We start from the raw sequence: 12,959 nt of genomic DNA, 5'->3' as shown, positions 1-12,959 counted from the left end.
CCCTCAGTCCGCCTGGCTTATTAGCTAGCCCGGTTTAAACGCAATTCTAACCCGAGCGGCCGGCCCCCTAGAAGGACGTATTTCGCTCACGATCAACATCTTAATGGCAAAATAGACAAACGCCATGCCTTTAGGCCCCGGGCATCATACGCAGAGGAAGGGGCGCAGGGAGCTCTGCAATTGCTTTGGGCGCGCGGACCCCAGAACGGGGCCGTTTTCGGACGGTCGGGTCGTGTCTCTGAGAGCCAACAAACAGAAGACCGCGCTCTGCGCTGGACTCATTGGGTTACTGTTCCCGCATCCCGGTGCGGACAGCGTGCAGGATAGGCTCGGTGAGATACTCAAAGACCGAGCGCTCGTGTACCGGGATCAGGACCTCGGCCGGCATACCAGGCAAAAGCTGGAGGTGCTCTTCGGGCGGATATGACCTGGCGTCCACGACAATCCGAGCCAGGTAGAAGGTTTCGCCACTCTGATTGTCTTCCAGGATATCTGGCGACGCGAACGCGACTGTCCCTTTGATGATGGGCATATCTTTGAGTTGAAAGGCAGAGAACCTGACTTCCGCAACCGCGCCAAGCCGAACACTGTCAATATCGATAGGCCTGATCCTGGCATTGACGACCAATGTATCGTCCACCGGTACAATTTCCATGGCCGGGTCTCCGGCGCGCAGAACGCCACCACTTGTGTGAACCGCAAGATTTTGCACGATTCCGTCGATGGGCGATCTTATGATCGTTCTTTTTGCGGCGTCCGCGGCAATATCGACTTGCAGTTGAAGCTGGTTTCTTTCGCTTCGGACGTCTTTCAACTCCGATGCTGCGCGTTCCCGAAACTGATGACCGAGCTGAACGATCTCTAGCTCGGTCTCTGCAAGCAATTGGCTGGCGCGAGCCCCTTCCGCCAGGACGGCACCCACATCGCCCTGGATCGATGCGAGTTCGCGTTCCATTGCCGCGAGATGGTTCTTGGCAATCGCTCCATCCGCGGCCCCGCCCCTCAGGCGTTCGACCTCGTCGGACAATAGTTGTTCCTGGGTGGCGAGAGCTCGCTTTCGACTTTCAAGTCCGAAAACTTGTTCGTCGATTTGGTCCATGCGATTTCTGAGGAGGGCGATCTGAGAAGCCAGAACCGTGCGTCGGTCTTCGAAGATGAGCTGCTCTGCCTTTATGGCCTCTTCCAGCAGGGCCTGAGGCAGGCTGTGGGGGAAATCAAGGTAAAATTGATCCTGTCCGGATTGCTCGGCGAGCAAGCGAGCCTCGGTTGCTCGCGCTGCCAGAAGACGCGCCTCCAGCATTTTCAACCCCCCCACAGCTGCGACCGGGCTGAGCTCGAGCAGAATATCACCCGTCTCGACTGCCTGAGCTTCCTGGACGGCGATGCGATCGACGATGCCACCCTCAAGATGCTGGATGACCTTGCGATTGCCTTCGACCGCCACGACCCCTGGCGCAATGATCGCGCTGGCCAATGGTGCGCGAAGCGCCCAGGCGCCCGTGCCGACCAGGCAGACGGCCAGGACAAGCGTGCCCGCGATGGCATATCGCAGCGGCGAGGGAAGAGGTGGGGGCGCGTTTGCCACTCTATACCCCTTCCATTGTGTCTGACTTGTCCGGCAGCGTATTGGCAGACCTGTACACAGTGGAACTGCCCCGCGCCAGTGCTGGTTGGAGCAGTTCGGAGGCTGGTCCGAATCCCTGCTGCTTGCCTGCACTGAGGACAAGCGCCTTGTCTGCAAGCGGTAGCAGGTTGGATTTGTGCGTGATCAGAACGAGCGTCCTTTTGTCCGCCTTCATGCCCCGAACAGCCTCTGCCAGGGCCGCGTCCCCCTCGCTGTCCAGATTGGAGTTCGGCTCGTCCAGAATGATCAGGCAGGGGTTACCATAGAGGGCGCGGGCCAGGCCGATCCGTTGTCGTTGCCCAGCCGAAACATAGGAGCCATTGGGCCCCAATTGGGTCTCATAACCCTCCGGCAAACCCAGGATCATGTCATGTGCACCGGCCCTTTGGGCAGCCGCGAGAATGGCCGCGTTGTCGACCTCGCCGAAGCGCGCAATATTGCGGGCAACCGTGCCCTCGAACAGTTCGACGTCCTGAGGCAGATAGCCCATCTTGGGACCTAGCTGATCCGGGCTCCAATGCCGCAGATCGGCACCATCGAGGCGGATCTGCCCTGCACGCGGACGCCAGAAGCCGACGATGAGCCGGGCGAGGGACGACTTCCCCGCGCCACTGGTACCAAGCACCACCAATGTCTCACCCGGTTCCAGTTCGAAATTGATGCCCGCCAGCACGGCCAACCCGGTGTGTGGTACTTGACCAATGAGGCCGGACACATTGAGGTGCCCCTTTGGCTCGGGCAGTGTTGTTCTTAGAATTGGCGGCGCGTTGTCTTCGAATAGGGTACGGAGGCGCTTGCGGGCCTGTCGACCCCCCTCGTAGCTACGCCAGTGCACCACCGACTGCTCCACCGGCGCCATCGCCCGGCCCATCATGATCGAGGCCGCGATCATTACGCCCGGCGTAATCTCTCCACCAAGGACCAGATAGGCGCCTGCGCCCAGAATGGCCACTTGCAGCGCGGCGCGCAGGAAGCGCGACAGTGAAAGTGCTGCTGTCCCTCGACCCGCCGCCGTTCCATGCCAACCGAGCGCCTCCTGGCGCTGCTGCAGCCAGAGCGATTTCATTTTCGACTGCATCCCAAGTGCCGAGATCAGCTCCATATTGTTCAGGGCGGCAGCGACGAACTCACCGGCTCGCCGATTGCCGGCATTCGCTTCGGCCAGTGTCCTTTTGGTGCTGCCGGCATTAACCAGTGCCAGAATGAAGAGCAGCGCTGCGCCAACACTGGCGATGACACCCAACAGGGGATGGAAAAGGAAACAGACGATCAGGAAGACCGGCGCCCATGGGACATCGCAGAGCGTGAGCAGCGCCTGTCCGGAAAGGAAGTCGCGCAACCTGTCGATCTCGACAAGGGTGGCGCGGTTTTCATCTGCAGAGGCCACAGCGCCGCGCGCCATGAGCCTGTCAAAGGCCGGGCCCGCGAGATCGGTGTCGAAACGCATGGCAGCGCTGAAAATAAGCCGGGAGCGAATGAAATCCATTGCTCCATATGCGGTGAGCAACCCGCCTGCCAGTACAGTCAGCATGAACAGCGTGCTCTCGCTTCGACTCTGCAGCACACGATCATAGATTTGCAACATGTAGAGCGGGCCGACAAACAGCAGCAGGTTGACGAAAAAGCTGAAGACGACCGTCAGCACCAGGACGGGCAGAAAGCGCGCCTCAGCCTGCCCGAACGGCGTTGACGAACGGTTCAAGACAGCGCCGAGCGAGGGGGACTGAACCATGACCGCTCCGCTAGACCACCAGATTGTTGGGGTCGGTGATGTTGCTGACATCAAGCAGCACCACCGTGTCGCCGGTCGACAACTCGACGACCGTATCAAGACTGCTGCTGCCGCCGGTATTGGTCTCGGTCAGCGATGCGATCGTCACGCCCGCCTCCAGAACAAGCCCGTCAACGCCCAGCTCGAAGTCGGTGATGGTGTCATTGCCGGAGTTCTGCGCAAAGACGAACTGGTCGGCACCTGCGCCGCCAGTCATGGTATCATTGCCTGCGCCACTGATAAGCTCATCATCTCCGCCTCCGGCCGACATGATGCTTCCCCCGGCCTCAGCCTGGAGGCTATTGGAGACGCCATTGCCGTAAATGCCGGTGGTGTCCTGGATGACCTCTATTGAACTGGCGTTGAAGATGAAGTCGCGCTCGGTTGCAGTGAAAGCGAAGCTCGCCGTTTTGACGGCGTCCTGACCAATACCGCCTTGGATCTGGTAGGCGGCCTGTTTGCTGTTGACCGCGAAAGACGTGCCAGACACAGCGCCGCTCTCGACACGAACATTGGATATGCTGATGCCAGACAGATCCACTTCCGTTTCCTCGAAACGAAAGCGCCCGGTCGTGCCTCCGCTCAGTACGGACACGTCATCCAGCGCATCGGTATCGACGACCACCACGCTGTTCGTTCCGTTGGCGTAAATTTGTTCAACGCTGTCGAGGGACGCATTGCGAACGTCGAACGTTGTGTTGGCCGCGCTGAAATAGAGACGATCGACCGACGCGCCCCCGTTGATACTGCTGTTCGGATTCCATGCAGTGGCGTCCTGGACAGTGATGCTGTTGCTCGCGCTTCCCATGTCGAGACTGGAGAAGCTCGAACTGTCATAAAAATAGAGATACGCTGAACTGGTGCCACCGATGAATTGATCAATTGCGGCCGTGCCCTGCACGTACAGTGTAAGCGTTCCGTCCCCGGTGTGGGTGACGTCACTGGTCGTTCCATTGCGCAAATAGAGACTGGAGTTCGAGCCAGAAACCGTCGTGACGCGGACCTCCTCGAAGTTGGCGAAACCTGTCAGGCCGTTCAGGTTGTATGACCCGTTTCCATAGAGCGCCAGAACGTCATTGCCGGCTCCAGCATCCAGATCGTCGGTGCTGTTAAGCGTTTGGGCGTTGGCATTGACCGTATCGTCAGTGCCGCCGAGCGCAAGCGTGTCTGCAGAGGTCGTGAGGACGTATGTGTTTGCGGCGGGAGGTGGGGCGTTGTAGGTGCCGCTGGCATCGGTAATCTGCTCCACCGAAGAACTTGCGAAGATGATTTCTCTCTCATCGCTCGTGAACGCAAAAGCAGATGTGGTGATCGCGTCCTGGCCCGCACCGCCGAAGACCTGAAAGGCTGTAGGCTTGCTGTTGATGGTAAATACCGTGCCAGACGCATTTGCGCTGGTCACTTGTGCATTTTGGACCGTGATGCCGCTCAGGTCGAGGCTGCTGGCATCAGTCTGTATGGCAAGGGCCGAGCTACCAAGGATCGCGCTCACATCGGACAATGTCGCGTCGTCAACCAGTAGTGTGACCGTTCCAATTGCGCGGATCGTTTCGACGCTTTGGAGCGTCGCACCGCGAAGATCGAACGTCCCGCTGGCGAAGTAGAAGTAAAGTGTATCCGAGCCAGTTCCACCATCCATCGACAGGTTATCGTTCCAGGAGGACGTTGTCCTGACATAGAGGACGTCAGACGAGGCCCCGCCGATGAAGCTGTCTATCGATCCTGTGCCATCGAGCCAGACGCTTTCCGAGCCATCGCTACCGGTAAAGCTGCCAATAGCAGCCGTTGCTCCCGTGTATATCGTTTTGGACCCGATGCCGCTGGTCTCGACATCAACCGTCGTTCCATTTCGGAGATAAATCTGATTGGAACTGCTGTCACTGCTATACCTAACCGTTTCAAAGCCCGCAAAGGCCGCCAGACTGTTCAGGTTAAACGAACCGCTGCCATAGAGAGCAAGGATATCGTCCCCGGCACCGGCATCGAGATTGTCAGTGCTGTTCAGGGTCTGTGCATTGGCGTTTACGGTATCGTTCGTCGCACCGAGTGCCAACGTGTCACTGCCGACAGTGAGTTTGTAGGTTTCAGGCGGGAGAGGCGGGGCGTGGTAAACGCCGCTGGTGTCTATGATCTGTTCGATCGACGAGCTGTTGAAGATAAATGCGCGTTCATCGGTCGTAAAGGCGAACGTGGCCGTTTCAATAGTGTCGAAGCCGCCACCGCCATAGACCTGGAAAGCCGTTGGCTTGCTATTAACAGCGAATGTCGTTCCTGCCGCGTTATTGCTGGTGACTTGTGCGTTTTGGACAGAGATGCCCGTGAGATCGAGCGTGGCATCGTCGGTTCTAAAGCTGGAACCAACCCCGCCCCGCAACAGATTCACGCCGGCAAGCACGTCGTCGTCGACAATAAGTTCAGCATTGAAGACAGTGAGCCATTCCACATTTTCCAGAGACGCCGACCGCAGGTCGAACGTGCCCACCCCGGCGCTGAAATAAAGCTCGTCGTTACCCAAACCTCCATCCATCGAAAGCGCCGGATTCCAAGCCGCACTAGAGAAAACATACACGGTGTCGCTGCCGGCACCGAGGTTCACCGCATCAACCGTACCTTGACCTTGCAAATAGATGGAATCAGTCGACGACCCGCCATTGATCGTCCCGGTTGAAGCAGCGTTGAAGAGATAAACCTGCTGGGAACTTCCATTGCCGAGATTGATTTCTGCTACATGTGCGCTGTCAGCCAGCCTAATGATTTCGCGGCCGTCACCCCCATTGATTGCGTTGACGGTCGTGGAGCCGTTGACATTGATCGTGTTCGTGCCCAGTCCGCTCGTCGTCACATTCGACGAGATGCCGTTCTTCAGAGTTAGTGTCGTCGATGAACTTGAGTTCAAATTGACGAGCCTGATGCCCTCGAAGTTTGCAAATCCGGCCAAGCTGTTGAGGTCAAAGGTTCCAGACCCATAGAGAACGAGTTCATCGATACCGCCGCCACCATCAAGATTGTCGTTGGCATTAAGGGTTTGCGCGTTGCCGAGCACCTGCGTGTTTCCTGCGCCCGGCGTTATGACATCGGTTCCGGTCGTCAAGGTCTGTTCGTCACTGTCGACCACCTCGAGCTGGAAGACATGGTCGACATGGGCGCCATATTGGTCGGTTGCACGAATGGTCAGCGAGTATGTTGGTTTTGTTTCGTAATCGAGTGCGGTGGCCCCGACGCGCAACTCGTTTCCGACTATGACGAAGGCATTGGAATCGCCGCCGGGCAGGATCGAGTAAGTCAGTGAATCTCCAGTGTCCGGATCATCGGCGGAGAGAATGCCAACGACAGCAGAAGGCACATTTTCCGGTGCTTGTGTGCCGGACAGCGAGAGGTTGGCTGGAGTATCATTGGTACCGGTTAGCGTCACCGTGACCAGGCTGGTGGCGGAAGCACCATGGGCGTCGGACGCTTGGACCTCAATGGTGACATCGCGCGTTTCTCCATCCGCCAGGTCCTGGAATGCCGCGCCCGGAGCGAAGGTGAGCGTCGTGCCGCTGATCGAGGCGGAGCCCTCCGCAGGTTGGGTCAGAATGGTGTAGCCCAGGCTTGTGCCATCATCGTCGCTGTCGACATCATCGCCCAGCGCCGACAGATCGACAACGACTGCCGGCCCGTCCTCCGTGGCGACCGCGAGGCCCGCAGAAAGGGTCGGACCATCATTGCTGCCGGTGATGGTGACCTCGACGATCTGGCTGGCGGTTCCGCCTTCACCATCATCGATCGTGATCTCGTAGCTCTGGGTCAGCACCTCGCCGGCGGCAAGATGGTCGAGCGCCGCGTCATCGACGCTGAAGCTCCAGCCCACGCTGTCGCTGCCCTGGTCGAGCGGGTCGAGGCTGAAGCTGCCCAGATAGCCGCTGCCCTGCGCCGCAAACCCGGCACTGTGGCTGTCGGAGAGATCGGCATCGGCAAAGCTCACCGTGCCGCTCGCGCTGTGGCTGGCGCTGTTCTCGCCGGTGGCGCCATCGGCGATCTCGGTGATGGCCCCGGACTGGGCCTGCGAGGTGATCACCGGCGCGTCATTGCTGCCGGTGATGGTGACCTCGACGATCTGGCTGGCGGTTCCGCCTTCACCATCATCGATCGTGATCTCGTAGCTCTGGGTCAGCACCTCGCCGGCGGCAAGATGGTCGAGCGCCGCGTCATCGACGCTGAAGCTCCAGCCCACGCTGTCGCTGCCCTGGTCGAGCGGATCGAGGCTGAAGCTGCCCAGATAGCCGCTGCCCTGCGCCGCAAACCCGGCACTGTGGCTGTCGGAGAGATCGGCATCGGCAAAGCTCACCGCGCCGCTCGCGCTGTGGCTGGCGCTGTTCTCGCCGGTGGCGCCATCGGCGATCTCGGTGATGGCCCCGGACTGGGCCTGCGAGGTGATCACCGGCGCGTCATTGCTGCCGGTGATGGTCAAGTTTACCGTGCCGAGCGCCTCGAAACCCTGGTTGTCTTCCACTAAATAGGTGAAGGTAACCGTCGTTTGCTGCCCATTGGCCAGCCAATCGAACGCAGTGCCCGGTTCGAAGCTAAAGGTCTGGTCTGAGTTGAGAACCAGAGTGGCACCCGACGGTATGTCGCTGGCATCATATCCGACAATCTGCAGAGCGCTATTGTCTGCAGCCAAGAGGTCCTGATCATTGTCCAGCACATTGATGACGACGGCCGGACCGTCTTCGCTCACCTCGGCCGCGTCATCAGCCGCAACCACCGGCGCCACGATTTCCAGTCGCTCGAAGTCCGATACCGTCAGGCGAATGGACGAAAAGAAAAAGGACGCATTCGACCCGCTGGCCAGATGGGCTTCGAAAGCCGCAATGTCTCGCAAAACATCTGGATCGGCCGCCTCCGAGGCCGTCAATTCGATCCGGAGCGTGTCGGTGCCGCTCTCTCCTCGAAAGGTGTTCGTATTGTTCCTGTTCTCTTCCCAGACGAATATGGCCGTATCGTTACCGCTGCCGAGGTAGACCGTGTCATTCCCCCCGCCCGACGAGACTACGTCGTTGCCACTGCCGGCAAAGATGAGGTCGCTGGCCGATCCAGTCTGAATGATGTCATTACTGCTACCCTTGAGAACGAGAGCCATAGCGCACACTCCTTCGGCCACCCTGGGGTCGGCCTAATGAAGGAGAATTTTGGCGCGTGCACAGTATGATATCATCTCATCTTCATACTATCGGCAAAGCTAGAACTCTCTATCGCGTTAGAGCCTACTTTCTGGGCAGCAAATCTAATGAATCAGATCATTCTGCTCATAGAATTGACATCAACACTTAAATAGTAATTCGCCGGACCGTCATCCTGATCAATGGTTCTAGATCGTATGATGTAACGCTCTTGCCGAGGTTGATTTATAAAGTAATCACGATCAAAGATACCAAGCTGAGGCACTGGGCATGCACACCAGCTTTTGGCCCTAATTAATCATGGCCCGGGCGCGACTTCATCAATGGGATTTGCCAATAAGCGGCAGGCTGGCTGCCTACCGCCGGCCGACATTGAACAATGCCGAAGCCGCGGCGCTTGACCACGACGGAACCGCCAGAACAAAGCTGCCCAGAAACTGGTCGGCGCCCCCGAACCGGGGGAGTTGCCTGAGTTGCTGGTCAGCAATCTCAGCGCCTATCGCATCAGACAACTTCACGGTGTCGATGAAGCGGAATGGACGATCGTGCAACACACCCTCTTCCGGCGTGATTGCGCCGGGTATGTTTTTGCCGAGTTGCACCTCGGCGAGCGTCTGAACCGCTTCCATAATGTGCTGCTCACGCTGCCGCCAGTCTGAAGCGGAAAGCGCCCGCTCCAGTAGAGGTGCCAGTTCCACAGCGCACGGGAGCTGAGAAAAGGCGCTGCCCAGCCATTTGGGATATGGCGCGTAGCGCCGCTCCAGCAAAAGCGCGAGCCGCATTATGTTGTGGATCATCCTGGCAGCGATAACTCTTGATCCGATCTCGTCACCAGCCTCTGCGGTGCGACCAATATAAGTCCGCTCTTCGGCAATTCGGTTCCACTGCGCCGCTATCTTGTACAGCCACACATCCCTTGGATAATAGCGAAACGACTCGCAAAGATCAGTAAGGTGCCCACGTCATCACGGAATACAGCGCCTGCTGTGACCATCAGGAAAAGATGTTCGGGATAGGATAGCCACTCCAGACTGGATAGCGGCCTGTCGAACCCGAGCCCCAGAAACCGTTCTCGCCAGGCGGCTACGGTGTAGAGTTCCGCACCATGATCGGAGCCCAACATGTGCTCCACCGCTGCTCCGGGCGGGCGAGTGGCCGTGGGATACCGGACCGCGAACCCTTCAAAGCTTGTCGGCATGGCGAGGTCCAAAGCACGCATAATCTCGTGCGCCTTTTTCGGAAAGGCGTCTGTTGGCAAAAAGATCTGAACGCACGGTCCATAATCGTGATCGGCCGACATTGCGCTGTCGAAGCCCAGCACCTCCGAGCCTAGGCCGATCCGAGCAGCAGCGTAGGGAAGTTTCGGGACGGTCTCTGCCATAACCGGTCTGATGATCTGGTCATAGAAGCGTCTGGAGAGGCTCAGCCCAATGCCGCTTTTCATGTGTGCCTGTCAGATTGCCATTGTGACCGCGCCAGAGGCTTGGAACTAGAACATACTGCATTGGAAGCTACCGTAAACATCTGCGCAGCCCCATCGCCAACACGCTCGGGTGGCCGCCTTGTAATCCATCTTGGAATGTTGCACGGCTCCAATCAGGGCCCTCAGTCGAGCACGTTGGCTTCAGCGGTCGGTCTGCTCTCGGAAAATTGTAAGTGTCCTGTGAATGGCCGGAATGGGGCGCGCACCTGCCCGGCGGGTTGTGGAAGCCCCCTGCCCCACAATTCTCCGCGCCAGCGCCTTATGCGGGGCCGGAGAACTAACCCGCTGCGCGGGAGGGTGCGCGCGGTGAGGTGATGGCAAGGCACCAGCGTCCCGGCTTGATTGAGGATCGCCTGGTTCAGGCGTTCCCTTTTGGCTCCTTCAACCCAGGAGCCGAACGATGACCACGCCTCTCCCCAACACCCCCGTCAGCCCGCTGCGCCAGAAGCTGATCGATGACATGAACATGCGCCACTTCTCGGTGGCGACCCAGCGCAACTACATCCGTGATGTGGCGCGCTTCGCCAGCTTCCTGCGGCGGCCGCCGGATACCGCGACCACCGAGGATGTGCGCCAGTTCCAACTCGCTCAGAGCGAGGCCGGTGTTCCGGTACCCACCATGAACAGCGTGGTCTCGGCGCTGCGGTTCTTCTTCACCAATACCCTGGATCGGCCCGATCTGGCGCGCAAGCTGGTGCGCGTGAGCCGTCCCCGCAATTTGCCAGTAGTGCTGAGCCGCGACGAGGTGGCGCGCCTGCTCAACGCCACCACCAGCCTCAAGCACCAGGCGGCGCTGTCGGTTGCCTATGGCGCAGGGTTGCGCGTCGGCGAGGTCGCCATGCTCAAGGTGCGCGATATCGACAGCGAACGCATGCTGATCCGGGTCGAGCGCGGCAAAGGCGGGCAATATCGCAACGCCATGCTCTCGCCCGATCTGCTCACCCTGCTGCGCCAGTGGTGGCAGGTCGGCCATCGCCAGGGCGTGCTGCACCGCGACGGCTGGCTGTTTCCGGGCCAGCACGCGCTCAAGCCAATCAGCACCAGGCAGCTCTATCGTGTGGTCGTTGAAGCAGCCCAAGCGGCCGAGATTACCAGGCGCGTCGGCCCGCATACCCTGCGGCACAGCTTTGCCACCCATCTTCTGGAAGATGGCGTCGATATCCGCATTATCCAGGCGCTGCTCGGTCACGCCAAGCTGGAGAACACCGCCCTCTACACCAAGGTGGCAACGCGCACGGTGCGGGCCGTGACCAGTCCGCTCGACCGCCTGGGCATCTTCGTTCCGACGGAGGAACCACCCGACCCCTGAGCGGTGCGCGCCACCATCGAGGTCGCCGATATCTTTCGCTCTGCCGGTCCTGCCTATCGCGCGGCCCATGCCGGGCATCTGAGCCTGGATCAGCTCAAGGTCATGTCGGCGATCGAGACCTGTCGCACCGCGGCTCTCGGCGGTCACGTCGAAGCCTGTTCCGACTGTGGGCATCAGCGGATCGCCTACAACTCCTGTCGCAACCGGCACTGTCCGCGGTGTCAGGGCGCCGCTGCACGCACATGGTTGGAGGCCCAGGAGGCCAATCTCCTGCCGGTCGGCTACTTCCACGTCGTGTTCACGCTACCCGCCGAGATCGCCGACATCGCCTTCCACAACAAGGCGCTGGTCTATGACCTGCTGTTCAAGGCGGCGTCCGAGACCATGCTGACCATCGCGGCCGACCCAAAGCATCTGGGCGCCCGCATCGGCATCACCGCCGTGCTTCACACCTGGGGCTCGGCCATGACCCACCATCCCCATATCCACATGATCGTGCCCGGTGGCGGCCTCACACCGGATGGTCGGTGGATCTCATCGCGCCCGGCCTTCCTGCTGCCGGTGCGGGTGCTGGGCGCGCTGTTCCGCCGCCTGTTCCTCACCCGGCTGCTTGATCTGCATAATGCCGGAAAGCTCGTCTTCTTCGGCAAGCTGGCAGGGCTCAGCGACCGCCGAGCCTTCCAGCGTCACCTTGCACCGGTCCGCAAAAAGCGCTGGGTGGTCTATGCCAAAGCGCCCTTTGCCGGGCCTGAGGCCGTGCTCGCCTATCTCTCCCGCTACACCCATCGGGTCGCCATCTCCAACAGCCGCCTGCTCCGGTTCGATGGGAGCGAGATCACCTTCCGGTACAAGGATTATCGCCGCAGCGGCGCCAACCGGCAGCAGGTCATGACCCTGGTCGCCGACGAGTTCATCCGCCGCTTCCTGCTGCACACTCTGCCGCGTGGGTTCCACCGCATCCGGCACTACGGCCTGCTCGCCTGCTCCGCCCGCAAGGACTGCCTCGCCCAGGCCTGCGACATGCTGGGGGTGGCGCCGGCGTCGGACGAACCGCCGACCGCCGAGACTTCAGACCCGCGCCCGCCCTGTCCCTGCTGCGGCGGCACCATGGTAATCATCGAGACCTTCGCGGCGTGGTGCCAGCCCCGGGCGCCGCCAACCACGAGACCACCAACCCGGGAGACCGTCCATGACCCGGCATAACCGATTGCGTGCTCAGACCGCGATAACACCATCGCAGCCTGCGAGAGACATCGCGCCCCTCCATACATGGATCGTCATCACCCGCTCGCTCGGCCCTATCTGTCGCGGCAGACTCCAACTCAACGGCCGCAACATTGACCTGTCCAACCCTGGCGCTGCAGCCCAATCACACCATCTGGGCGGCCCCCAGACTGGCCAAATCGGGAAAAACCCATAGCCCCCATCCCGTGGCTCGCGGGTTCGTTCTTCGGGGACTTTCGGGCGCCTGCCGGCAGCCGAAACTCTTATATGGGGATGGTCAACCGCATATTGGCCTTACCTACTCATTGTCAGGTGTCTTTGAGTATCGCAGATCCATTTGGCGGGTCCGTTTGCGCGACGCGGTTCGCGAGCGAACCCAGTCCACCTTA

General features: G+C 60.1%; 7 protein-coding genes and 1 pseudogene. 2 read left to right on the top strand and 6 right to left on the bottom strand.

Features of this window, described 5'->3' with window-relative positions:
• Positions 1 to 286: 286 nt before the first annotated feature.
• The 6 genes and pseudogenes from DDE76_RS13695 to DDE76_RS13675 all read right to left on the bottom strand — a co-directional run bounded on the left by DDE76_RS13695 (position 287) and on the right by DDE76_RS13675 (position 9,998).
• On the bottom strand, positions 287 to 1,585 hold the full coding sequence (locus DDE76_RS13695; RefSeq protein ID WP_157955802.1) for an HlyD family type I secretion periplasmic adaptor subunit: 1,299 nt from the start codon (positions 1,583 to 1,585) through the stop codon (positions 287 to 289).
• A 1-nt stretch (position 1,586) separates the two neighbouring features.
• On the bottom strand, positions 1,587 to 3,356 hold the full coding sequence (locus DDE76_RS13690) for a type I secretion system permease/ATPase (RefSeq protein ID WP_104891363.1): 1,770 nt from the start codon (positions 3,354 to 3,356) through the stop codon (positions 1,587 to 1,589).
• 10 nt (positions 3,357 to 3,366) lie between these two features.
• Positions 3,367 to 8,514: a VCBS domain-containing protein gene (locus DDE76_RS13685; RefSeq protein WP_108463697.1), complete on the bottom strand. Its 5,148-nt coding sequence runs from the start codon at positions 8,512 to 8,514 to the stop codon at positions 3,367 to 3,369.
• Positions 8,515 to 8,910: 396 nt separating this feature from the next.
• On the bottom strand, positions 8,911 to 9,336 hold the full coding sequence (locus DDE76_RS13680; RefSeq protein WP_245891923.1) for a DUF4037 domain-containing protein: 426 nt from the start codon (positions 9,334 to 9,336) through the stop codon (positions 8,911 to 8,913).
• Between the two features lie 6 nt (positions 9,337 to 9,342).
• Positions 9,343 to 9,465: pseudogene (locus DDE76_RS20135) on the bottom strand (DUF4037 domain-containing protein); the annotation flags it as partial.
• Positions 9,447 to 9,998, bottom strand: a complete 552-nt coding sequence (locus tag DDE76_RS13675) for a hypothetical protein (RefSeq protein WP_104891360.1) — start codon at positions 9,996 to 9,998, stop codon at positions 9,447 to 9,449. The pseudogene DDE76_RS20135 and the gene DDE76_RS13675, both read right to left, overlap by 19 nt.
• 439 nt (positions 9,999 to 10,437) lie before the next feature.
• On the opposite strand from DDE76_RS13675, the gene DDE76_RS13670 reads away from it, so the two are divergent.
• Positions 10,438 to 11,346, top strand: a complete 909-nt coding sequence (locus DDE76_RS13670) for a tyrosine-type recombinase/integrase (protein WP_104891359.1) — start codon at positions 10,438 to 10,440, stop codon at positions 11,344 to 11,346.
• A gap of 3 nt (positions 11,347 to 11,349) precedes the next feature.
• A complete protein-coding gene (locus DDE76_RS13665) occupies positions 11,350 to 12,549 on the top strand; it encodes an IS91 family transposase (protein ID WP_104893630.1) in 1,200 nt (399 codons plus the stop codon).
• Positions 12,550 to 12,959: the final 410 nt, after the last annotated feature.

Source organism: Devosia indica (assembly GCF_003056405.1).
Lineage (GTDB): Bacteria > Pseudomonadota > Alphaproteobacteria > Rhizobiales > Devosiaceae > Devosia > Devosia indica.
Note: the sequence above shows the minus strand (reverse complement) of the source record. Positions and strands in the feature narration are given on the sequence as shown.